This window comes from Pseudomonas sp. P106(2024), from assembly GCF_057480815.1.
The window spans coordinates 181,913-204,056 of sequence record NZ_JBLIYU010000002.1 but is presented as its reverse complement, the minus strand read 5'-3'; the positions used below and the strand labels follow the sequence as shown (position 1 = coordinate 204,056).

Genomic DNA, 22,144 nt, shown 5'->3' with positions numbered 1-22,144 from the left:
CGCGCATGCCTGAGCATGATCAACTTCATCCCGTGGCCCGGCGCATTCGCCGGTTCGTGGACCAGCGGCTGTTACCGCTGGAGCCTTGCCTGGACGCAGGCGATGCCAAGGCCGAGGGCTGTCTGGTGCTACTGCAGCAGGCGGCTCGCGATGCCGGCTTGTGGGGGCAGGCCAACGGCCTGGCGCCAGGCCGGCTGCTCGACTACCTGCCCTTGGCCGAGCAGGAAGGCCGGTCCGAATACGGGCCGGCCGTGTTCGGCGCCGAAGCCGTGCTGGACGGCTACATGTTACGTCACGCCAACCCACGTCTGCAGCGCGAGGTACTTGCGCCCGTGCTGGCAGGGGAGGCGCTTGTCAGCTATGGCATGTCCGAGCCGAACAGCATTGGCTCGATACCCGCGACGCTGACCACCCGCGCCCGTTGGTGCGGTGACCACTGGCAACTGGACGGTGAGAAGTGGTTCATCTGCCGCGCCGAGCAGGCGGCTTTCTTCACCGTGGTGGCGCGAACCGCCGAAGGGCCGGTGGAGCAAGCCCTGAGCCTGTTCGTGGTGCCAGCCGGCACGCCTGGCCTGGAGGTCGGCGAGCGGATGAAGGTGCTGGGGCGCTATCAGGGGCAAGCGCCTATACGCCTGAGCGCGGTCCGGCTAGCAGAGGATCAGTTGCTCGGCCAGGTGGGCCAGGGTTTCGCGCTGATTCAGGAGCGCCTTGCCCTGGGCCGGTTGCTGCGCGCGGCACACTGGCTGGGCATGGCTCAGCGCTGCTTCGATTTGATGGGAGCGCGCATCGTCTCGCCCCGTGGCGCCTTGGCGCGGCTGGCGGACAAGCAACTGGTGCGCCTGCGCATGGTCGAGGCGTACCAGGCTATCCATGCCGCGCGGTCGTTGCTGCACGATGCCGCGACCCGGTTCGACCAGGGCCGGAGCAATGACGTGGAGGCCAACCTTGCCAAGCTGGCTGCTTCGCGGGCCTTGAGCCTGAACGTCGATTCGGCGATCCAGATCCACGGCGCCGAAGGCTTGACCGACGGTACGCCACTCTCGGGGATTTACCGGCATGCCCGCGCCACCCACTTCATGGATGGCACCGACGATGCGCTGGTCAGTGCCCTGGGCAGACAGTTGATTGGCGCGTATCAGGGGGGCGGCGGGGTGAATTTTGCCGCGCCTTCTTCGTCACCCGTGGATTGGACAGGTTCATCGGACGAGGAGGGCCCGTGCAGACTGATCACGAGCTGAGCAGCCAGCCTTCCACCTGGCTGTTGCGCAGCTTGCTGGGCGCGGCCATGGCTCTGCCCATGCTGGTGTTCTATGCCATTGGAGCGCTGGGCCCCTACTTGATTGCCGACCTGCAGGTGCCCGAGCACTGGCTGGGTTACCTGACCATGAGCGCTTTTGGCCTGGCTGCGATGCTGTCGTTGGGCGCCGGGGCCATCGTCGAGCGGTTGGGCGGGCGTCGGGCGCTGGGGCTGTTGTTCGGCTGCTGCGCCGTGGCCTACACCTTGGCTGGCGTATTGCCGGGGTTTCTCGGGCTGGTGCTGGCGCTGGCCGTGTGTGGCGTGGCCCAGGCCTTGGCCAACCCGGCCACCAACCTGCTGATCGCTGAACAGCTTCCCGTGGCCGAGCGGGCCGCGACCGTGGGCTTCAAACAGGCCGGCGTGCAAGTGTCGGCGCTGTTCGCGGGGCTACTCTTGCCGCTGTTGGCCCAGTACCTGGGCTGGCGGGTAGCGTTGGTGCTGTTCGCGCCATTGGCGTTACTGCTGGGCTGGACGGTCTTGCGTCATCTGCCGGGCTTGCCGGGCAGTGCTCGCGGTGTCTCGACTACCCTGCGCCAGCCCTCGGCTGGGCTGGCGCTGTTGATGGCTGTGCAGTGCAGCGTGGCCATCGCCCTGTCATCGTTCGTGACCTACCTGGGCGTGTTCGCCCGTGCCCAGGAGGTGCCGGCGGTGCTGGCGGGGTCGTTGGTGGCGGTGTTCGGCGTGACGGGCATCGTCGCGCGGGTGTTACTGACACCCCTGGCGGCGCGGATGCGCGACGAAAGCCTGATGCTGGGTGCGCTGTGCGCATTGGCGGCGCTGGCGGTGTTCAGCCTGAGCCTGGCCACGCCGCAAGCTTGGATCTGGCTCTGGGTCGGCAGCACCGGCATGGGGTTGACGGCGGTGGCGACCAACGCGGTAGCCATGAGCATGGTCCTGCGTGATCGCGTATTCGGCGCGCCGGCGGCTTCGGCGAGCCTGCTGTCGGTGGGGTTCTTTGCGGGCTTCGCGCTGGGGCCGCCGCTGTTGGGCGCATTGCTGCGGGCCCGGGGCTACGGTTTGGTTCTGGACACGATGGTCGTGGCGCTGCTGATAGGCATGCTGCTGTGCCTGTGGCTACGGGCCTGGCGCCGGGCGGAGCGCCGGTAGTGGTGCCACCCGTGCCGGGCACGGCACGGGTGGCCGCGTCACTTGGACATGAAGTCGATCACTGCCTGGTAGTCCTCGGCGGTGCAGTCCATGCACAGGCCTCGCGGCGGCATGGCGTTGAAACCTTCGGTGACATGCTTGACCAGCACGTCGTTGCCCTTGGCCAGGCGAGGTTTCCAGGCTTCCTGGTCGCCCTTTTTCGGGGCCATGAGCAGTTGGCCGTTGTGGCACATCTGGCAGGCGCGGTTGAACACCGCTTCCGGCTCTTGGGCCGCCTGGGCCACGCTGGCGATTACCAGGCAGGCAAGCATTACCAATGTTTTTTTCATGACCGACCTCTCAGGTTTTTTTATTCGAAGCCGGAGTCTATGGAAGTGTCGGCAACTGTCAGGTGCGACGACTTGACGCAGACTTGGCGCGCCAGCTGCTGATGTGGCATCTCCATCATGGGTGTGGCAGCTTGTCGCATGCTGGCGGGGGGTGAGGGCCGTGCTAAGTTGAAATTGGCCGGGTGTTTTACTCTTGGCAGGGTTTTCACCCGGCTGAAAAAAACCGGGGCTGGTCACCAGCCCCGGTTTGGTTATTGCCTCGACTCAGGGCCTTCAGAGCAGGATGTAGTCACTGAACTGGCGGATACCTCCATGCTCGCCCTTGACCAGATGCACATAGCGTCCCGCCACTAGATCGACCGGCAGGCAATCGTCGACGTCGAGCACAGCGTCGGTATGCGGCTTGAGCCAATCAGATGCCATGCGTTGCTTGCCCAGGCGCTTGGCCTCGGCCTTGTCGGTGGCCGCCACCAGCAGGTAGCGATGCGCTTCACCGAATACCTGCCGTTCATAGCCGCCCAGGTTCAGGAAGAACAGGCGCATGGTGTCGGGGCCCGGAGCCACCTGGCTCAGTTCGACGCGATAACCATCGACACCGGCAACTTCCAGCCAGGAGTCGATGTGCAGGCCTTCCGCGCTGCCGAACCAGGCTTCGCGCAATTGCGGATAGAGCTGTTCCAGGGTATCGGCCTGGGCGAAGACCACATCGTGGACTTCGATGTGGGCTCGAGGGTGACGACCGCCGAGCATGACGATGTAGAGCATGATCAATCCTTCAGGGCAGCAAAAAGCGCTGTGGTGTGAACACTACAACGCTGTTCGCCAAGCACGCAATCAGCGTAACGGTGCCTGAACCCCCTGTGCAGACGTCGCCAGGCCAGTACGACACCACTGAGCGCAAGACCAGGCCACCAATGCTCATGGCAACGAGCAGGCTTTCGCGTAGCAGCGGCCTGGCCAGCCGGCGTTGTCAATCCCAGCTATACAGCAGTTTGAACAAACAGCGGCCGAACCGTTGCGTGTGCGACTACCTCGCCGTTCGGCGTTTCGCCTGGGCACCTTGGGGCGCCTTTGACGTGCTCATAATCACGCTTTGTGTGTTTGCAGCAGGTTTGCGTAAGGCCTATGCGTTGCTGACCTTGGCATTCGTGCCTGTCGATATTGCGGACTTGGCGATATTGCTAGTGACCTGATCGAGGTCTGGCGCTGCCCATCAAAATCTATACGGTTGCAGCGAAAAATTGTACAAGATGCTATTGTTGTACAGTATTTGCGTGCGATCGAGGTCATCATGGCGCACCGTACTCGTTGGACTTGCCTTTGTCTGTTACTGGTTATCTTCTCGGCGGGCGCGAGCTGGAGGGCCGAGCTGCCTGGTGCGCAACGGCTCGGGAGTGGTGAGTTTCTTCTCCATCTGGCTAGACCCACGCTCCAGGGGCCCGCAACTGCGCCTGCTTGGGCTGGCTAGCAACGACTGAGGAACATGAACATGTACAAAGTACTGTTGCTGGTTTCCTGCATGCTTCTGGGCAGCTGCAGCAATGTCGTTGTCGAGCACTATGCCCAGGAGCAACCGAAACTCGACCTGGCTGCATACTTCTCGCGACCGGTGCAGGCCTGGGGGATGTTCCAGAAGCGTTCCGGAGAAGTGGTCAAGCGGTTCCACGTGCGTATCGACAGCCGCCGCGATGGTGAGCGACTGATCCTCGACGAACATTTTCTCTATAGCGATGGCACTCGCCAGCAGCGTACCTGGACCCTGGTGCCAGACGGCCCTGGTCGCTGGCGCGGAACAGCAGGAGATGTGATCGGCGAGGCGCGCGGTGAAGTAGCCGGTAACGCGTTGCGATGGCGTTACCAACTGGACCTGCCAGTTGACGGGCGGCACTGGCAGGTAGACCTGGACGACTGGATGTATCTGATGGATGACGACACTCTGATCAACCGTTCAAGCATGAGCAAGCTGGGCATCGAAATCGGCCAGATCACCCTGTTTTTCCGCCGCCAGCCAGAGGGCACACAATGAACCTGATAGCGCTTACCCAGCTGGTCTCGACCGGCGCAGCAAAGGAGCTTGAACTGCTGTCGCTGGAGGGTGGCTTCTACCTTCTGCGCGCCTTGACCGACGCCGGTCCCGTGACATTGAGCGACGCGCATGGGCAGCCTGTTCGCGTGCGTTCCACTACCGAGCTGCGGCAGCTGTTGGCCGACCTGCCACCCGTGCCTTGCATGCTGGTACAGCAGGTGGTGCATGATGAGATGTGCGGGCAACGTGACGGCCCCATTGCGCCGCTTCGCGTACCGGTCACGCTCACCAGCCAGTGGTAGCCTGAACGATGCGCCTGGGCCTTGTGCTGGGTGACCAGCTGTCGTTCGACCTGGCGAGCCTGGCTGCCCTTGACCCCGCCCGCGATGCTGTTCTGATGGCGGAAGTGGAGGGTGAGGCTCGCTATGTGCCGCATCATCCGCTCAAGATCGTGCTCATCTTCAGCGCCATGCGGCACTTTGCCCAGACCCTGCGTGAGCGGGGTTGGCAGGTGCATTATGTCGAGCTTGATGCTGACGGCAACAGCGGCAGCATCGTTGGCGAGTTGCATCGCTGGCAAGAAGCCCTGGGCGCCACGCAAATTCACCTGACCGAGTGCGGGGAATGGCGCCTGGAGCAGGCTCTGCGTGATGCCGGTTTGCCCCTCGTGTGGCATCGCGACACGCGTTTTCTGTGCTCTCGCGAAGCCTTTGCGCGCTGGGCCCACGAGCGTCGTCAGCTGCGTATGGAGCACTTCTACCGGGGCATGCGCAAGCGAACCGGCCTGCTTATGCAGCCCGACGGCAGCCCGGCAGGTGGGGCCTGGAATTTTGATGGTGACAACCGCAAGCCCCTGCCTCGCCAGTTGCGTGGGCCGTTCGCTGCGCATTTCGCGCAGGACGGGATCACAGCAGCGGTGGTGGCCTTGGTACGACGGCGCTTCAGCGACCACTACGGGGACATCGACGGCTTTGACTACCCCGTGACCCACGCCGAGGCAAAGCAGCTGTGGCAGCACTTTCTGGATTTTGGCCTGGCGGCTTTCGGCGACTACCAGGACGCGATGGCCGAGGGCGAGCCGTACCTGTTCCATGCGCGCATCAGTGCGGCGCTCAACATCGGGCTTCTGGATGTGCGATGTGTGTGTGAAGAGGTCGACAAGGCCTGGCGCGAGGGGCGGGTGCCGCTCAATGCAGCGGAAGGCTTCATTCGCCAGTTGATCGGCTGGCGCGAGTATGTGCGCGGTATCTATTGGCTGCGCATGCCTGAATATGCCGGGCTCAATCACCTGGGCAACGACCGAGCGCTACCTGAATTCTATTGGACCGGGCGCACCCGCATGCGCTGCATGGAGCAAGCCATCGGGCAGACCCTGCGGTTGGGCTACGCGCACCATATCCAGCGGTTGATGGTGACCGGCAACTTTGCCTTGCTGGCGGGTATCGTGCCTACCGCGATTTGCGAGTGGTACCTGGCGGTGTACATGGATGCCTTCGACTGGGTCGAGCTGCCCAACACGCTTGGCATGGTGATGCACGCCGACGCCGGCTACCTGGGGTCCAAGCCATACTGCGCCAGTGGTCGTTACATCCAGCGCATGTCCGATCATTGCCAGGCGTGCAGTTACAAGGTGAATCATGTGATCGAGGACGACGGCTGCCCGTTCAATGCCCTGTACTGGCATTTCCTCATCCGCCATCGCCCCCTGCTGTCGCCGAACCCGCGCTTGGCTCTGGTTTATCGCAGCCTTGATGGCATGACTGCTAGTCGGCGCGATGCCGTGTGGCAGCGTGGCCAAGCACTGTTGGCGCAGCTTGATGCGCAGCAGCCGTTATGAAAAAGAGTCTTTTGCCCAGCAAGGTCTGCGTGGCATGTGATCGGCCGTTCAACTGGCGCAAGCGCTGGGCCCGCTGTTGGGACCAAGTGCGCTACTGTTCAGAGCGATGCCGCAGGTCAGCGCCGCGCCGCGAGGCGCGCGAGCAGTGGCATGGCCAAGGTCCATATCGGCATCAGTAGCTGGCCGGTTTGCAGCGTGCCAAGCGGCAGGGCGACATCTGCAAACCTTGCGCCACCTACTTAGGCCAACGGGCCACCCAGTGCACCCAGCAGCGCACCGAGGTGCCTGCCGGCCCATGACTGGCTGTGGCGCATGCCGGTGGACAGAACCTGCCACAGCAGCGCCAGCCAAAGAGGCAGCGGCCAGGCGTCGAAACCGTTCTTCGGCGCTTTCTTGGTTTTTACTGGGTAAAGATGTTGTTTGCTCTTGTGGATAATGCACCTGATTTTGCTTTTTTTGATTAGGTATGTAGAGCAAATGTCCTGATTCGGGCCATCACCAAACCTGCTAACTCGTCAGGGCGAAACTTGGCTAGGAACTCGTCCGCGCCAACCTTCTTTACCATGGCTTCGTTGAACGCCCCGGACAGCGATGTGTGCAGTGCAATATGCAGGCTGGACATAAGGGGATTTGATCGAATCTCGGACGTCAGCGTATAGCCGTCCATTTCCGGCATCTCGATATCTGAGATCATCATCAACAGCTCATGGCTTGGCTGTTTTCCGTCCTCCAGCATCGTTTCCAACAAAGACAGGGCTTGGCTGCCGTCGTTGCATGCCAGCACTTGAACCCCCACGGCTTGCAGGCAACGACTGACCTGCAGGCGAGCCACCGAAGAGTCATCCACGATCAGCACCTTGAAATGGCTGGCTTGTCGACGGATTTCCGCATCGAGGGTACCTTCGCTGAGTTGCTCGCAGATCGGCGACACCTCGTTGAGAACCTTTTCGACATCGATGATCTCAACCAGCTCGCCGTCTACATTCGTGACCGCCGTCAGATAATGGTGTCGTCCACTTCCCCGAGGTGGAGGATGAATCCCTTCCCAGTTCAAGTTGACGATGTGCTCGACTTCGCTAACCAAAAAGCCTTGGGTGCGGCCGTTGTATTCGGTGATGATCACAAAGGCCGTTTCGCGATCTCGGAGCCTTGGCAGCCCGGTGGCATGCGCTAGGTCGAGGATCGAGATAGATTTGCCACGTACGTTTGCTACGCCGCAGACCACTGAATGGGATCCTGGTAGTCGCGACATAGGGGGGCACTTGAGAATCTCCCGTACCTTGAACACGTTAATGCCATACAGCTGTTTTTCGTCGAAACGGAACAGCAACAGTTCCAGGCGATTTTTGCCAGCCAACTGCGTCCGGCTGTCGACGGTTTCCAATAGACCAGCCATTTTCTCACCTCATCGATCTACCTGAGCGCGTATTCAGCCGTTGAACCGCGTGACCAATGCGTTGAGTGCATGAGCCGTGTTTTCAAGATCTCCGCCCAGAGCGCAAGAGTTTTCAGCGATGTCGGCGTTCTGGTCTGATACGTGCGCGATGCTGGTGATCTGCCGAGAAATTTCCTCTGCGACGTGTGCCTGCTCTTCGGAGGCCGTGGCCATTTGTTGACTCATTTCATGGATACGGCTGACGGCCGTGTTGATGCCGTCCAACGCTTGTTGGGTGCTGATTACCTGAGCCACACCGCTGACCGCTTCGCCACTTCCTTGGCGTGCAACCGCCACCGCTTGGTTTGCTACATCTTGCAGGGTTTGGATGATGCGCTGGATGGTCTGGGTAGACTCCTGAGTTTTGGAGGCCAAGGCGCGCACCTCGTCTGCCACGACCGCGAAGCCTCTGCCTTGTTCACCTGCCCGTGCAGCCTCGATGGCAGCGTTGAGCGCGAGCAAGTTGGTCTGTTCGGCAATTGAGCGGATCATGTTTGCCGCTTGCTGTATGGTCTGTGTTTCGTTGGCCAGACCCTCCACGGAATGGCTTACCGCTTCGACCGTTTCGGCCAGTTTCTCGATCACGTGACGGGTCTTCTGCGCTTCCTGCGAACCGGTCTGGGTCAGCAGGTTCACTTCATCGGCCGCCTTGGCGGTGTGATTGATGTGCACCGCCACTTCGGCAATCGACATCGCCATCTGGTTCATAGCGGTGGCTGCCATATCGGCTTCGTCACGTTGTTTGGTCAGAGCTTGCTCCGACTGACGCGAAAGTGACTGGCTTTGTGTGGCAAGGGCTGCAGTTTGGTTGGCGAAGTCGCCCAACCTACTTAGTGCGGTGCGAATCTTGGCTTGTTCGCTGATCAGGATCATTTGCAGTTGCCCGGCCATGCCGCGCTCATCGGTATAGGTGCGGGCGATCAACTCACTGTCGAAACTGCCTGCCGAGACGCTGCGGATCGTATTCAGGGTCTTGCGGACCAACACTTCCGCCAGCCCTTGCAGCGAGAACATCCCTACGGCAGCCGTGAGTGCACCTGGTAGCGTACCTGCCCACTCGAAGACCCCGGCACTTGCAGCAGCGACCAACGTCGGAGGCAAGATCATGCGAACCCAGAAGCCCAGACGTTCGCGCAAGGGTTGGCTCTGCTTGTTGTCCTTGAGTCGGGCATACAACTGGATTGCACGTTGGATCTGATCCCTATCTGGTTTGACCCGCACTGATTCATAGCCGGTCAGAACCCCTTGAGAAAAGATGGGCGTGACATAGGCGTTAACCCAGTAGTGGTCGCCATTGCTGCAGCGATTTTTCACCACGCCCATCCAGCTTTTGCCTTCCTTGAGGTAGGACCACATGTGCGCGAATACCGCGCTGGGCATGTCCGGATGACGAACGATGTTGTGCGGACTACCGAGCAACTGTTCGCGGGTGTAGCCGCTCACCGCCACGAACTCATCGTTGCAGTAGGTAAGCTTACCGTGCAAATCAGTGGCGGAGATCAGGCGCTGGCCTGCCGAAAATTCGAGTTCTTTTTGAGTGACTGGAAGATTAGTCCGCATGATGCAAACCTCTGTGAACGCTGTAGGCAATTTTTTGTTAATGGCTGTCCATTAGCTCAATCGCAGCGTCCTGCTGTCTTCGCGAGGCGGTCCGGGGGCTGGTCTGGGCGTGGGCACCTGTACTCAGGTCAGTGATGAGTTGCAGGCTAATTGGTGGCTCTTTGATGTCAATCGACCGAGCAGAAAAATCTTGTTACATGTATCTCTTTCGCTTGGCCCATTGATTTGGATCAGTGTTTAGCGGGCTAAGGGCTGGTAAGGGAGAGTGAATTTCAGTTGCTACTCGTATGCCGGTGAGAGCCATTTAAATTTGCAGTAGATTGCTATTTGGACGATCGCGATTCATCTAAACGGTTATTTGGCAACGCCCAATAGTTTTCTAAACTGAACCGACGAAGGGAGTTTGTGTTTTGAGCCGGTGGGCTATAAAACCAATAGTGGCTTAATGCCGCTACTGGTCGAGACCTCAGGCATGCACGGAGGCGAAATGAGCAAAGCGGTGAGCCGGATCCTGTTGCGACAGTGGATGTGGCGGGCGTTCATGCGCAGCGCGCTCATTCCCCTGATTCTGGTCGAGACGGTTCTGGTCGGCTGCTACCTGCTGAGCAATCAGGCCATCCGCGATGCGCAACTGGGCTACCTCGACCGCAGTGCAATCGACAGCCTGGCGGCTAGCGCCGAACAGAATGCACTGATCATCCAGAACCAGCTCGACCACATTGGCGATACCGCGAGCTTGCTGGCGAGGTTGACCGAACGTGCCTTGCAGGGGCCAGCCCTAGGTGCCGTGGAAAACCTGTCGGTGTCTGCGCAAGGCGCCAGGTTTAGCCCGGTGGACCGAGGCGGTGCAGCCTCTTTCTACTCTTCTGCGACGCCGTTGGATCATCAGGACCTGGACAAGGTAAACCGGCTGGCTTCCCTTGATCCGCTGTTCATGGAAATCAAGAACCATGACCCGATCATTGCCAGCCTGTATTTCAATAGTTGGGACAGCTATAACCGAATCTACCCCTGGTTCCGTACTGACGAGCAGTATCCGCCCGACATGCGCATTCCAGAATTCAACTTTTACTACTTGGCGGATGCGGCCCATAATCCGGAACGCCGCACACGCTGGACCGACGTCTACCTAGATCCGGCAGGGCATGGGTGGATGATGTCGGCGGTGGCTCCGGTCTACACCGGAGACTTTCTCGAAGGCGTCGTCGGTATTGATGTCACCATCGGCGGGGTATTGCCACAGCTTGAGAAATTGAAAGTCCCTTGGGATGGATACCTGCTGCTTGTCGGGCGCGACGGGACGATCATGGCCATGCCCGAAAAAGCCGAGCACGACTTCGATCTGCGGGAACTGCTCCATGCCCCTAGCCAGAACAAAATCAGCAGTGAACGTTTTAAGCCACAGAACTTCAACCTAGGGGGGCGCGACGACACACGCCAACTGGCTGAGCAGTTGAACGCGTCCAGCTCGGGCAATACGCAACTGGCCCTGAAGGGGCGTGATCACCTGATTGCCTGGAGTGCCATTGGCAGCACGGGGTGGCACCTGCTGGCGGTGGTCGACAAGGAAATGGTCATGAGCGCGACCAATGCCTTGGCGGAGCACTACCGCGACATTGGCTATCTCATGATCGCCGGTCTGGTGGTTTTCTACCTGGGCTATTTCAGCGTGCTCTGGATACGCTCGCAAAAGCTCAGTGAACGCTTGCGCAAAACCATCGCTGATATCAGCGGCATGCTCAGTGAAATCGGTCGAGGCCATTGGCAGCCACAACGCGCCGAATCACAGATTCAAGAGCTGGACGAGATAGCGGGTGATGTGTTGACCATGGGAGCGCAATTGGCGACCAGCGATTTGCATCGGCGTATCGCGCAGCGTCGGTTGATGCAGATCATGGACTACCCAACCTCGGGCATGTGGGAGTACCACACGGATGATGACTGCCTGAGCCTGCGCGGTGGATTGTGCGAACGCTTGGGCTGGCCGGGTAACCAGATTTCCCGGGAAGCGTTCCTGGAAAGGCTTGACCTGCCTAGCGCAAGGCAATTCCAGAAGGTGCTCGACAGCCTACGTTCAGGAAACACACAGCGCATCGAGTTAGAGCTGAGGGTGTGCCAAGCTGATGGTCACTTCCTATGGGTGTTGTGCCAAGGCCGTATGTTGGACGTCTCAGCCGAGACCAGCCGAGTTGCACTGGGCACCCTGGTCGACATTGACATGCTCAAGTTGGCCGAGGCTGACCTCAAAGCGCGCACCCATCAGGCGCAGGCCGCGAATCAAGCTAAGTCTCGCTTCATTTCCAGTATCAGCCACGAATTGCGAACCCCGCTCAACGCCATCCATGGTTTTGGGCAACTCCTGCATATGCAGGTGCATGATGCGGTGGCCAAAGATCAGGTTGAGGAGATCTTGGGTGCCAGCAGCCACCTAACCAATTTGGTGGATGACCTGCTCGACTGGTCCAGCCTGCAGGCAGAAACCCAAAACCTCAGCCTGGTGCCGGTTCAGGTCTCCAGCGTGCTGGAGGAGTGTTCGGAGATGATGGCCGCTCAAGCTCAGGCAGCCGGACTGAAGCTGCACCTTTGCCCGGTACCACAGCAATTATGGGTGCGCTCGGAGCCCAGACGTTTGCGACAGGTCATGCTGAATCTGCTGTCCAACGCCATCAAATACAACAGACCCCAAGGCAGGCTGTTGGTCGGCGCCGAAGCGCTGGCGGGTGTCGTGCGTCTGTACGTCGAAGATGGGGGCATGGGCATCGAGCCTCAATTGCAAGCAGCCCTTTTCGAGCCCTTCCAGCGCCTGGGCAAGGAGAACACATCGATTCAAGGCACCGGTATTGGTTTGGCACTGTGCCGCGAGTTGGCCGGCCTGATGGGCGGGTCTATGGGACTGCACAGTGTGCCCGGAGAGGGTAGCCGCTTCTGGATCGAGTTGCTTGATGTCGCGCAGTGGGAGTGCCCCGAAGGCACGACCGAGCCGAGTGTGTTCTATGCCGGGCATGATAACGATCTCGTCACGCAAGTGCCCATGCTGTTGGCCCCGCAAGTTCACTTCGAGCACGGCACTTTGCAGGCCTGTCTAACCCATGCCTGCGAGCATGGGGCGCCGCAGGTGCTGCTGCTTGATTGTGACGAGGATGAACCGCAGCGATTAAGCCTGCTGGATCGAGTCCGTCGTACCGCCGGGGCAGAGTTGATGTCACTGATTCTGATTGGCAGTGAGCCGCGCAAACTGGCGCTGCTGGGGATCGAATTCCAGGGCGTGCTAGCTAAGCCCGTCAGCCGTGAAGAACTTGCCCAATTGCTCAGCGCGCTGTTGGAACAGGAGCCTACGAATGTTCACTGATATCCCAGATGATGTACGCATTGTCGTGATCGATGACGTCGCTGCCAACATACGCTTGCTCTGCTCAAGCCTGAAAGCCTTTGGACTTTCTGATGTGGTGTGTTTTTCAGACTCAGCTGAAGGCTTGCGATGGTTGACAGATAAGCCTTGGGATTTGCTGCTGCTGGATCTCGACATGCCAGAGCCAAATGGCTTTCAGATACTAGAACAGCTCAGTGGACGGGACCGGTCGCGTCAGCCGGTCATCATACTCACTGCTTTAACCGACGCGGCCAGCCGACGCCGAGGACTGGAGCTAGGTGCCAACGACTATCTGCCCAAGCCTCTGGATCTGCCGGAGCTCGTGCTCAGGGTGCGCAACTGCCTGCGCCTTGCACAAGCGACGCGCCGCCTGCTGGAGACCAACCTGGATCTTGAGCTACAGGTACTGCAACGCACGATGCAGTTGCAAGAAAGCTATCGTGCGGCGATCCGTGCCCTGGGCAGAGCCGCGAGCTATCGGGATAACGAGACGGGCGAGCACATTCAGCGTATCGGCGACGCATCGGCATTGATCGCTCGAGCGATGGGGCAGCCGGCCAACTGGTGCGAGCGTTTGAGAATGGCGGCGCCGATGCATGACGTGGGCAAAATCGGGATTGCCGACCACATCTTGCTCAAGGAGGGCGTGCTTACGGCGCAAGAGCGTCAAGTGATCATGTGCCATCCAGAAATTGGCTATAGCATCCTGCATGATGGCACGACGGATGAACTGACCGAGATGGCGGCGCAAATCGCATACTGCCATCACGAAAAATGGGATGGCACCGGCTACCCGCGTGGGCTGTCTGGCGAGCAAATCCCTCTTGAAGCGCGCATCGTGGCGCTTTGCGATGTGTATGACGCATTGCGCATGCCCCGTCCCTACAAACCCAGTTGGAGCGCGCAACGCGCCCAAGCCTTCATCCTGGAGCAGTCAGGGCAGCATTTTGATCCGCATTTGGTCCAGGTCATCCAAGGATGCTTCGAGCAAATCGAGCAGTATTTCGAATCATCCAAAACGGCACAGGGCCTTTCTGAGGGACACGAGCCCCCACGCCGGGAGGATCAACATCGCGCTGCCGGTGCTTGATCAGCCCAGAGCCTGTTGCCGGGTGACAGTTTTTCGAATTCGAACGCCTACAAAGGTGGGTGTTTGCAGCAATTTAGCCGTCAGGCCGAATTCACCTAAAGTCGAAAACGTCACTTCAGATTCTATTCAGATTCGACCCCGATAATCCCTCCGTCGAACCCAATCGGGGGGAGTTTCATGACCGAATCTCAATGGAGCAGTCTGCTCCCGCTACCCATCGGTAGCCATGCCGACCACCGCGCGCAGCTTTCGCTTTGTCTGGAGGGAGATGATTCACGTGCGGATCTTGAGCAATTCATCCACACGTGTTTCGCCGCCGTGCATCAAGCGAATGTGCAGCATTACCTACCAGAACTCTTGGCATTGCATGACAGCCACGGCCGCCTGATCGCCGCGGCCGGCATGCGCCCGGCCAGCCAGGGTCCAGTATTTCTCGAACGGTACCTGGACGTGCCTTTGGAAACCGCCGTTTCTCAAGTTGCGGGTATTTCATTGGATCGCACCTGCATAGTCGAAGTAGGAAACTTGGCCTCCCTCAGCGCTGGCAGTGCTCGCATCATGATCATCGCTGTCACGTGGTTGTTGGCCAACCGCGGCCTTGAGTGGGTCACGTTCACTGGGGCGGCGACACTGATAAACAGTTTTCAACGGCTTGGGCTTACGCCCTGCGTGTTGGCCGCCGCCGATCCCGATCGCCTACAGGGGCAGATGGATCAGTGGGGGACCTACTATGACCAACATCCGCAGGTGTTTGCCGGAAACATCGGCTATGGCTTCGACGCCCTGACCCGAGCCGGCGTGTTCCAAAGGCTGGGTTTTCCAGTGCTCGCCGAGGAGACTGGCCATGCCGCGTGAACTGGAGCGGTTTCAAGAGCTGCTGATGTCGTTCGCCCGAGATCATGCCGGTGCCGTGGCGGTGAAAGGTGATGCTCACAGCTACACATACCGGCAGTTACTCGGTGAAGTGGGACTGCGAGCCCATGTGCTGCACCGGCAACCTGCTGGGGCATTGGTGCTGGCCCTGGATAACGGCCCTGATCTGCTGTTCTGGGACCTGGCCGCCTTGTTCGCGGCGCGCCCCTGCGTGATCGTGCCGTCGTTCTTCAGCGCGACGCAGTTTGATCACTGCATTGCCCAGAGTGGTGCTTCAACCGTGCTTTGCACGACGCAGTGGGAGCCGCGACTGGTCAGTGAGGGGTTTGTTCAGGAAGGTGAGTTCTGGGTGCGCGAGCGGTTGGCCAGCGCCCGATTGCCTGATGGTACCGCCAAGATTACCTACACCTCTGGCAGCACCGGGCACCCTAAAGGTGTCTGCCTGAGCGCTGACGCCATGCTGCGGGTAGCACGGGAATTGGAGGCGGCAAGCCGGCCCACTGAACCGCAGCAGTACCTGGCCGTGCTGCCTTTGGGCGTATTGCTGGAGAACCTCGGCGTATATGCCGCACTGATGGCGGGTGCCTGCGTACAGCTCTATCCGCAGCATCAGTTGGGCATGGGCGGGGCAAGTCAGGTGGATTTCAAGCGACTGCTGGGCGCCATTGCCCTCAGTGGTGCGCAGAGCCTGATCCTCGTGCCGCAGTTGCTGATGGGGCTGGTCACGGCCATTGAGCGCGGGTTGATGCGCGTTGGCCCACTGCGTTTCGTGGCGGTGGGCGGTGCCCGGGTATCGCCAAGCCTGCTAGCCCGGGCCGAGGCGGTCGGGTTGCCGGTGTTCGAAGGCTACGGCTTGTCGGAGTGTGCCTCCGTGGTCGCATTGAATCGCCCTGGTGCCGTACGCCACGGCAGCGTCGGCCAGCCATTGCCCCATGTGCAAGTGCGTATTGCCGACGACGGCGAGGTGCTGGTGGCCGGCTCGACACTGCTTGGCTACCTGGAGGACGCCCCGATGACCCAGTCCTGGTGGGCAACGGGCGACCTGGGCCACCTCGACGAAGAAGGCTATCTGTTCCTCGATGGACGCAAGAAACACCAGTTCATCACCAGCTTCGGGCGCAACGTCAACCCGGAGTGGGTAGAAGCCGAACTCACCCAGAGCGGCGTCATCGCCCAGGCATTCGTGCATGGCGAAGCCTTGCCGCAAAACCTGGCTCTGCTTTGGCCTCTTGACCCTGCCGCCAGCGACGATGCCATCGAACTGGCCGTGCAGCAGTGCAACGCGCAGCTGCCCGACTACGCCCGGGTACATACCTGGCGGCGCTTGCCGGCCCCCTTCAGCACCCGTGACGAAACCCTGACTGCCAACGGCCGCCCGCGACGCGAGGCGATCCTGCAGCACTACCAAACCCTGTTATCCGACATCTCGTTGTGAGGCTCCCCATGTCCTTTTTCGACACCCTGCAACTACAAACAACCCAAGAGCGTCAGGCGTTGTTCGCCGTGCCGGTGATCCGTGACGCCCTGGCCGGCCAGGTCAGCCTGGACAGTTACATTGCCTTCCTGACCCAGGCCTACCACCATGTCCGCCATACGGTTCCGCTGATGATGGCCTGTGGCGCGCGCTTGCCGTCGCGCCTGGAGTGGCTGCGCGGCGCGGTATGCGAGTACATCGACGAGGAATACGGCCACGAGCAGTGGATCCTCAACGATATCAACGCCTGTGGTGGTAACTGGGAGGCGGTGCGTGATGGTCGGCCGGCGCGGTCGATCGAGCTGATGGTCGCCTACCTCTACGACCTGATCGCCCGCGGCAACCCGGTCGGGCTCTTCGGCATGGTCAACGTGCTCGAAGGCACCAGCATCGCCCTGGCCACCCAAGCGGCGGGCACGATCAAAACCACACTGAACCTGCCTGACAAGGCGTTCAGCTACCTGAGCTCCCATGGGGCGCTGGACCAGGACCACATGGTGACCTACAAGCAACTGATGGACCGCCTAGATGATGCCGCAGACCAACAGGCCGTCATCCATGCGGCGAAGGTCGTCTACCACTTGTACACCGAAATGTTCCAAGGCTTGCCGCGCGCGGGGCAGCTAGAGGTGCATCATGCGCTTGCCTGAGTCCGTGGTGATCCTCACCGGTGCCAGCGGCGGCATCGGCCTGGAGCTGGCCGAACAGTTGTGCGCTGCCGGCGCCCAGGTACTGGCTGTCAGTCGGCACATGGGCAAGCTGGCAGGCTTGATGAATCGCTACCCGGATCGCCTGCGTTGGCAGGAGGCCGACTTGCGCAGCCAGGCGGGGCGCGAACAGGTCGTGAGCCGAGCCCGCGAGATGGGCACTGTCAACGTGCTGATCAATGCGGCCGGCGTGAATCGCTTCGCCCTGCTCGACCAATTGGACGAGCACGCGCTCGACGAGCTGCTGGACATCAACCTCAAGGCACCGCTGCAGCTGACGCGCGCCTGCCTGCCGCTGCTGCGTGCTCAGCCCAAGGCACTGGTGGTCAATGTCGGGTCCACCTATGGCTCGATCGGCTATCCCGGCTACGCCACCTACTGCGCCAGCAAGTTCGCCCTGCGCGGTTTCTCCGAGGCACTGCGACGCGAACTGGCCGACACCACGGTCAACGTCTTGTATGCCGCCCCCCGGGCGACCCGTACCGGCATGAACAGCAGTGCTGCGACTGCGCTCAATCAAGCGCTTAAAGTCGGCATGGACGACCCGGCGGATGTTGCTCGCGCCGTGCTCGAGGCGGTGCAGTCCGAGCGCAGCGAACTTTACCTGGGGTGGCCGGAAAAGCTTTTCGTGCGCATCAACAGCATGTTGCCGGGCGTGGTCGACCGCGCACTGCGCAAGCAACTCCCCGTCATTCGGCGCTATATCGCTAACCACTCCAAGGAGTCGATCAAATGAAGCGTCTGTTCGTCGCCAGCTTGTTGGCATTCGCACCCTTGACCTGGGCATTGGACCAGGCAGGCACACAGCACCTGAGCGATCTGCAGCAGCACTGGGCGCAGATCCAGTACCAGGTACCCAAGGACAAACGTGCCGACGCCTTTGAAAAGCTCTCCGCTGACGCGGCGGCATTCGTTCATCAGTACCCCGGATCACCTGAGCCGTTGATCTGGCAAGGCATCATCGACAGCAGCTGGGCGGGCGCCACCGGTGGCCTCGGCGCACTGGGCAAGGTCAAGGCGGCGAAGGCCAGTCTTGAGCAGGCCATGAAACTGGACCCCAATGCTCTGCAGGGTTCGGCTTATACCAGCCTGGGCACTTTGTACGACCAGGTGCCCGGCTGGCCAATCGGTTTCGGCGACACCGACAAGGCTGACGCCCTGCTGCGCAAGGCGCTGCAAATCAACCCCAATGGTATCGACAGCAACTATTTCTGGGCCGATCATCTGTATCGGCAAAAGCGCTACCCTGAGGCTACTGCTGCTCTGCAGAAAGCCTTGCAGGCCCCGGCCCGGCCAGGGCGTGAGTTGGCTGACCAGGGCCGGCGTGCCGATATCGATGTTTTAATGAAAGCGATCAAGGACAAACAGGACTGAACATGCGGCTGCTGCTGGTTGAGGACGACATTGCACTGGGAGAGGGCATCTGCGACGGCTTGCGCCAGGAAGGCTATACGCTCGACTGGTTGCGCGACGGCGTCAGTGGCTTGCATGCGCTGCAGCATGAAACCTTCGACCTGGTGATCCTGGACCTTGGCCTGCCGCGCATGGATGGCCTGGAACTGCTGCGGCGGGTGCGCGCCGGCGGCGACAGCCTGCCGGTGCTGATCCTCACCGCGCGGGATGCGCTGGACGACCGCATTACCGGGCTTGATGCCGGTGCCGATGATTACCTGGTGAAACCTTTCGACCTCAACGAACTGAAGGCACGCTTGCGCGCCTTGCTGCGGCGCAGTGCGGGGCGGGCGAAGGTAGTGGTCGAACATGCCGGGGTCAGCCTCGACCCTGCCACCCAGCAAGTGCACTATAACGGTGTCGAAGTGGTGCTGACCCCGAAGGAGTATGTGCTGTTACATGAACTGTTGGCGCAACCCGGCAAGGTATTCACCCGCGAGCGCCTGACCCAGCTGCTGTATGGCTGGGACGAAGAGCCCGAGAGCAATACGCTGGAGGTGAACATCTACCACCTGCGCAAGAAGCTGTTCAACGGGTTGATCCGAACGGTACGCGGCATCGGCTACCTGGTCGAGGCCAAGGCATGAGCTCGCTGCGCCAGCGCACACTGTGGCGGGTGATGTTGTTGCTGCTGCTCGGCACCGGTCTGCTGGCGCTCTACAACTACCACGATAGCCGCCGCGAAATTAACGAGGTGTATGACGCCCATCTCGCCCAGAACGCCCGCCTGCTGCAGGGTGTCATGAGCCTGCCAGTGCAGGACGGCTCGCGTGAGGCGCTCTACCGGGCCTTCAACGAAGCGTTGGGCAGGGCAGGGCGACATCAGGTGGGGCACCCTTACGAAAGCAAGCTGGCTTTTCAGGTCTGGCAGGTCGGCGGAGCCCTTCTGGTGCATACACCCAGCGCGCCAGCGTTCGATTCGCCACCGACGGTACCAGGCTTCTACGACTTCACCAGCGGCGGCGAACAATGGCGCGGTTTCGTCTTGCCGGTGCCGGAAAAACGCTGGGTGATCTGGGTCGGCGAGCGTGATGACGTACGCTACGACCTGATCGACCGTATTGTCCGCCATACTCTGTTCCCGTTCCTCCTGGGCAGCCTGGCATTGGCGCTGTTGGTCTGGGCGGCGATCGGCTGGGGGCTGCGGCCGTTGCAGAACATGGCCAATGTCATCCGCGCGCGCCACGCCGACTCCCTTGAGCCATTGCAACTGGTGCCGCTTCCCTCGGAGCTTGAGCCGATGCAGGCCGCCATCAATCGCCTGTTGGCGCAGATCGAGGACCTTTTGCGGCGTGAGCATCGGTTCATTGCCGATGCCGCTCACGAAATGCGCACGCCGCTGGCCGTCCTGCGCCTGCATGCACAGAACGCGCTGGCCGCCAGCAACGACATGGAGCGGCAAAAAGCGCTGGGGTTCCTGATGGGCGGGGTCGACCGGCTGACCCGGGTGGTCAACCAGTTGCTGACACTCGCCCGCGTCGAGCCGAAACTGGGGCAGCGTGCCAGTACCTGCGTCGACCTGGCTGAGGTGGTTACCGAGACCCTGGCTGAGCTGACCCCGTGGATACTTGATCGCGGCCTGGAGCCCTCGCTGGAGATCGGTGAAGGCGACCATCACCTGGCGATCGATGCTGGCGCGTTGGGCATTGCGCTACAGAACCTGGTGTCCAACGCGGTTGAACATTCACCCCCGGCAGGCCGCATAACCGTATCACTCAGGCGTCTGGATGGCGCCTTGGAGCTGGTGGTCGAGGACGAGGGGCCAGGTATCGATGAAGCAAGCCTTTCTCGTGTATTCGAGCGTTTCTATAGCCGCAACAGCCCGAATGGCGCCGGCCTTGGTCTGTCGATCGTTGCGACCATCATCGATCGCCTGGGCGGGCAGGTCCGGTTGGAGAATCGAGCTGGCGGGGGACTGGCCGCCACCTTGCTGCTGCCAAGGGATTGAGTCCATCGGCACATGCGCTGGGCAAGTCCTGCCGATGACCTGCGGCGCAACGCAACGTTGATAGCTTCAGACTGCGCCGCCCGGGCTTGAACTTGCACTGAGCCTCGCCGCCGGTGCGGCGAGACTAGGAGGGCAGCAGTTGTGCGACTGCCTGGGCATCGCAGAGTGCTCGATAGCGTGCATTGAAAGCCGGCAGGGCAAGAGGTCTATGGCGGCGACACGTCCCCGTTACAGCAGCGCGGTAGTCAAGGTTACAGGTTAGGCTGATGGACAGATGCAATGACAGTGGGGGCGTCAACCTGATTGCGTTTACGGCGTGGGCTGCCTGGAGGGCTTACGGATGATGGCACGCTGGCGTTGGGTCGCTGTACGAGTCACCAAGCGACTATGGTTCCGGGCGACTTTGTTTTCGCTGCTTGGCGTGGCGACAGCCTTGATGGCGGTGGTGTTGAAAGACTTCATTCCGGCGTCGTTACCCGCTCGGATAGGCGCGGAAGCTGTCGACAAGATCCTCGGCATCATTGCGTCCAGCATGCTGGCGGTCACCACGTTTTCCTTAAGTACCATGGTGGCGGCATACGGTGCAGCCAGCACGGGGGTAACGCCTCGTGCCACAACGCTGGTGATGGAGGATACGACCACGCACAATGCGCTGGCCACTTTCATCGGTTCCTTCCTGTTCAGCCTTGTGGGGCTGATTGCTTTAAGTACGGGAGCCTATGGTGATCAAGGGAGGGTATTGCTGTTTGCGGTGACCATCGCAGTTGTCATCCTGATCGTTTACACCTTGCTGCGCTGGATCGATCACCTCTCCAGGCTCGGGCGGGTAGGTGAGACTATCGACCGCGTAGAAGGGGCTGCGATAGAGGCTATCGAGCATCGGGCCAAATGGCCCTACCTGGGGGGGGGCGGCATACCCGCAAGGCATGGTTTTCCCTCCTTCTGCCCTGCGTTTGCTCAGTCATCGAACCGGCTACGTTCAGCACATTGACATGGAGGCGTTGGCAGCCATTACCCAGCGGCACCACGTTCAGATCTATATGGATGTGCTGCCTGGTGCATTCGTCTATCCAGGAGCGCTGCTGGCGACCATTGTGGCGCAACCCGGCCAAGACGTGGGGTTTGCTGGGGGCTTCGAGCATGAGGTACATGAAGCGATCACAGTGGGCACCCGTCGGACCTTCGAGCATGACCCTCGCTTCGGCTTGTCAGTGCTGTCCGAGATCGCTTCCAGGGCGTTGTCGCCTGCTGTCAATGACCCCGGCACGGCGATCGATGTCATCGGTAGAGGTGTCAGGTGCTTATCGCACTGGGGGCGGCCTCAGGCGCTGGCTCCATCTCAGGGAGCCTGTGCCCACGTTTACCTGCACGGTATTGTGGTCGATGATTTGTTCGATGATTTCTTCGGGCCGATCGCTCGAGACGGGGCGGCGCTGCAGGAGGTGAATATACGACTGCTCAAGGCATTGTTGAGCCTGGCTCAAATCAATCCACGGCTGTTTGAAGGCAGTGCAAGCAGGCATGCACGGCGGCTGCTTGGTTTTGCCAATGCTGCGCTGGTGCTCGAAGATGAAAAGTTTCAATTACGCAGCTTGGCAGCGCAACTGAGTGAAGCGAGGTGATGTTTATTGCTGGGTGG

General features: G+C 60.7%; 18 protein-coding genes and 4 pseudogenes. 16 read left to right on the top strand and 6 right to left on the bottom strand.

The window, feature by feature from the left end:
* Positions 1-5 precede the first annotated feature (5 nt).
* Together AC25M7_RS04480 and AC25M7_RS04475 are read left to right on the top strand one after the other, a co-directional pair.
* Positions 6-1,238, top strand: a complete 1,233-nt coding sequence (locus AC25M7_RS04480; protein ID WP_486970771.1) for an acyl-CoA dehydrogenase family protein — start codon at positions 6-8, stop codon at positions 1,236-1,238.
* Positions 1,217-2,404 (top strand): MFS transporter, encoded by a 1,188-nt coding sequence (locus AC25M7_RS04475; protein WP_241411011.1) that lies wholly within the window; start codon positions 1,217-1,219, stop codon positions 2,402-2,404. The genes AC25M7_RS04480 and AC25M7_RS04475 overlap by 22 nt, the downstream gene beginning before the upstream one ends.
* A gap of 38 nt (positions 2,405-2,442) precedes the next feature.
* Here the strand turns inward: AC25M7_RS04475 and AC25M7_RS04470 are convergent, their stop codons facing one another.
* Positions 2,443-2,733, bottom strand: coding sequence for a c-type cytochrome (locus tag AC25M7_RS04470; protein WP_486970770.1), 291 nt, complete (start codon positions 2,731-2,733; stop codon positions 2,443-2,445).
* A gap of 273 nt (positions 2,734-3,006) precedes the next feature.
* Positions 3,007-3,498 carry a DUF1543 domain-containing protein gene (locus AC25M7_RS04465; RefSeq protein WP_088852128.1) on the bottom strand — a complete coding sequence of 164 codons (492 nt, stop codon included), beginning with the start codon at positions 3,496-3,498 and terminating at the stop codon, positions 3,007-3,009.
* A gap of 724 nt (positions 3,499-4,222) precedes the next feature.
* Between AC25M7_RS04465 and AC25M7_RS04460 the strand changes: the two genes are divergently transcribed.
* From AC25M7_RS04460 to AC25M7_RS04445, 4 genes are read left to right on the top strand one after another with little or no spacing between them, the layout of a single operon-like run.
* A complete protein-coding gene (locus AC25M7_RS04460) occupies positions 4,223-4,759 on the top strand; it encodes a DUF3833 domain-containing protein (RefSeq protein WP_062364394.1) in 537 nt (178 codons plus the stop codon).
* Positions 4,756-5,061, top strand: coding sequence for a DUF6482 family protein (locus tag AC25M7_RS04455; RefSeq protein WP_028689314.1), 306 nt, complete (start codon positions 4,756-4,758; stop codon positions 5,059-5,061). The genes AC25M7_RS04460 and AC25M7_RS04455 overlap by 4 nt, the downstream gene beginning before the upstream one ends.
* Positions 5,062-5,069: 8 nt before the next feature.
* On the top strand, positions 5,070-6,596 hold the full coding sequence (locus AC25M7_RS04450; RefSeq protein WP_486970769.1) for a cryptochrome/photolyase family protein: 1,527 nt from the start codon (positions 5,070-5,072) through the stop codon (positions 6,594-6,596).
* A complete protein-coding gene (locus AC25M7_RS04445) occupies positions 6,593-6,775 on the top strand; it encodes a DUF2256 domain-containing protein (protein WP_083242113.1) in 183 nt (60 codons plus the stop codon). The genes AC25M7_RS04450 and AC25M7_RS04445 overlap by 4 nt, the downstream gene beginning before the upstream one ends.
* On the opposite strand, the pseudogene AC25M7_RS04440 reads toward AC25M7_RS04445, so the two are convergent.
* From AC25M7_RS04440 to AC25M7_RS04425, 4 genes and pseudogenes are all read right to left on the bottom strand, one after another.
* Positions 6,713-6,973 (bottom strand): annotated as a pseudogene (locus tag AC25M7_RS04440) (DUF2878 family protein); the annotation flags it as partial. The gene AC25M7_RS04445 and the pseudogene AC25M7_RS04440 overlap by 63 nt on opposite strands.
* Before the next feature lie 83 nt (positions 6,974-7,056).
* Positions 7,057-7,992, bottom strand: a complete 936-nt coding sequence (locus AC25M7_RS04435) for a chemotaxis protein CheV (RefSeq protein WP_207852972.1) — start codon at positions 7,990-7,992, stop codon at positions 7,057-7,059.
* Positions 7,993-8,025: 33 nt separating this feature from the next.
* Positions 8,026-8,991, bottom strand: a pseudogene (locus tag AC25M7_RS04430) (methyl-accepting chemotaxis protein); the annotation flags it as partial.
* 330 nt (positions 8,992-9,321) lie between these two features.
* Positions 9,322-9,591 (bottom strand): annotated as a pseudogene (locus AC25M7_RS04425) (PAS domain-containing protein); the annotation flags it as partial.
* Positions 9,592-10,078: 487 nt separating this feature from the next.
* Between AC25M7_RS04425 and AC25M7_RS04420 the strand changes: the two are divergent.
* From AC25M7_RS04420 to AC25M7_RS04375, 10 genes and pseudogenes are all read left to right on the top strand, one after another.
* Positions 10,079-12,940, top strand: coding sequence for a sensor histidine kinase (locus AC25M7_RS04420; protein ID WP_486970768.1), 2,862 nt, complete (start codon positions 10,079-10,081; stop codon positions 12,938-12,940).
* Positions 12,930-14,051, top strand: a complete 1,122-nt coding sequence (locus tag AC25M7_RS04415; protein WP_207852979.1) for an HD-GYP domain-containing protein — start codon at positions 12,930-12,932, stop codon at positions 14,049-14,051. The genes AC25M7_RS04420 and AC25M7_RS04415 overlap by 11 nt, the downstream gene beginning before the upstream one ends.
* Before the next feature lie 177 nt (positions 14,052-14,228).
* The gene (locus tag AC25M7_RS04410) at positions 14,229-14,906 is read left to right on the top strand and encodes a thermostable hemolysin (RefSeq protein ID WP_182322589.1); all 678 of its coding nucleotides are present in this window, start codon (positions 14,229-14,231) and stop codon (positions 14,904-14,906) included.
* Positions 14,896-16,359: an AMP-binding protein gene (locus AC25M7_RS04405; RefSeq protein WP_486970767.1), complete on the top strand. Its 1,464-nt coding sequence runs from the start codon at positions 14,896-14,898 to the stop codon at positions 16,357-16,359. The genes AC25M7_RS04410 and AC25M7_RS04405 overlap by 11 nt, the downstream gene beginning before the upstream one ends.
* 8 nt (positions 16,360-16,367) lie before the next feature.
* Positions 16,368-17,048, top strand: coding sequence for an iron-containing redox enzyme family protein (locus tag AC25M7_RS04400; RefSeq protein WP_486970766.1), 681 nt, complete (start codon positions 16,368-16,370; stop codon positions 17,046-17,048).
* Complete coding sequence (locus tag AC25M7_RS04395) at positions 17,035-17,841, top strand: SDR family oxidoreductase (RefSeq protein ID WP_069017769.1); 807 nt, start codon at positions 17,035-17,037, stop codon at positions 17,839-17,841. Before AC25M7_RS04400 ends, AC25M7_RS04395 begins: the two co-directional genes overlap by 14 nt.
* Positions 17,838-18,479: a tetratricopeptide repeat protein gene (locus AC25M7_RS04390; RefSeq protein ID WP_028689321.1), complete on the top strand. Its 642-nt coding sequence runs from the start codon at positions 17,838-17,840 to the stop codon at positions 18,477-18,479. Before AC25M7_RS04395 ends, AC25M7_RS04390 begins: the two co-directional genes overlap by 4 nt.
* A 2-nt stretch (positions 18,480-18,481) precedes the next feature.
* Positions 18,482-19,144 carry a response regulator gene (locus AC25M7_RS04385; RefSeq protein ID WP_186594923.1) on the top strand — a complete coding sequence of 221 codons (663 nt, stop codon included), beginning with the start codon at positions 18,482-18,484 and terminating at the stop codon, positions 19,142-19,144.
* The gene (locus AC25M7_RS04380; protein ID WP_232853335.1) at positions 19,141-20,505 is read left to right on the top strand and encodes a sensor histidine kinase; all 1,365 of its coding nucleotides are present in this window, start codon (positions 19,141-19,143) and stop codon (positions 20,503-20,505) included. Before AC25M7_RS04385 ends, AC25M7_RS04380 begins: the two co-directional genes overlap by 4 nt.
* Positions 20,506-20,845: 340 nt before the next feature.
* A pseudogene (locus tag AC25M7_RS04375) lies at positions 20,846-22,127 on the top strand (DUF2254 domain-containing protein).
* The last annotated feature ends 17 nt before the right edge of the window (positions 22,128-22,144 follow it).

Coding starts and splice junctions, on each gene's coding strand:
- AC25M7_RS04395 (WP_069017769.1), top strand. CDS start 17,035: ATGCGCTTGCCTGAGTCCGTGGTGATCCTCACCGGTGCCAGCGGCGGC.
- AC25M7_RS04400 (WP_486970766.1), top strand. CDS start 16,368: ATGTCCTTTTTCGACACCCTGCAACTACAAACAACCCAAGAGCGTCAG.
- AC25M7_RS04385 (WP_186594923.1), top strand. CDS start 18,482: ATGCGGCTGCTGCTGGTTGAGGACGACATTGCACTGGGAGAGGGCATC.
- AC25M7_RS04405 (WP_486970767.1), top strand. CDS start 14,896: ATGCCGCGTGAACTGGAGCGGTTTCAAGAGCTGCTGATGTCGTTCGCC.
- AC25M7_RS04480 (WP_486970771.1), top strand. CDS start 6: ATGCCTGAGCATGATCAACTTCATCCCGTGGCCCGGCGCATTCGCCGG.
- AC25M7_RS04390 (WP_028689321.1), top strand. CDS start 17,838: ATGAAGCGTCTGTTCGTCGCCAGCTTGTTGGCATTCGCACCCTTGACC.
- AC25M7_RS04450 (WP_486970769.1), top strand. CDS start 5,070: ATGCGCCTGGGCCTTGTGCTGGGTGACCAGCTGTCGTTCGACCTGGCG.
- AC25M7_RS04470 (WP_486970770.1), bottom strand. CDS start 2,733: ATGAAAAAAACATTGGTAATGCTTGCCTGCCTGGTAATCGCCAGCGTG.
- AC25M7_RS04445 (WP_083242113.1), top strand. CDS start 6,593: ATGAAAAAGAGTCTTTTGCCCAGCAAGGTCTGCGTGGCATGTGATCGG.
- AC25M7_RS04415 (WP_207852979.1), top strand. CDS start 12,930: ATGTTCACTGATATCCCAGATGATGTACGCATTGTCGTGATCGATGAC.
- AC25M7_RS04460 (WP_062364394.1), top strand. CDS start 4,223: ATGTACAAAGTACTGTTGCTGGTTTCCTGCATGCTTCTGGGCAGCTGC.
- AC25M7_RS04380 (WP_232853335.1), top strand. CDS start 19,141: ATGAGCTCGCTGCGCCAGCGCACACTGTGGCGGGTGATGTTGTTGCTG.
- AC25M7_RS04455 (WP_028689314.1), top strand. CDS start 4,756: ATGAACCTGATAGCGCTTACCCAGCTGGTCTCGACCGGCGCAGCAAAG.
- AC25M7_RS04435 (WP_207852972.1), bottom strand. CDS start 7,992: ATGGCTGGTCTATTGGAAACCGTCGACAGCCGGACGCAGTTGGCTGGC.
- AC25M7_RS04410 (WP_182322589.1), top strand. CDS start 14,229: ATGACCGAATCTCAATGGAGCAGTCTGCTCCCGCTACCCATCGGTAGC.
- AC25M7_RS04465 (WP_088852128.1), bottom strand. CDS start 3,498: ATGCTCTACATCGTCATGCTCGGCGGTCGTCACCCTCGAGCCCACATC.
- AC25M7_RS04420 (WP_486970768.1), top strand. CDS start 10,079: ATGAGCAAAGCGGTGAGCCGGATCCTGTTGCGACAGTGGATGTGGCGG.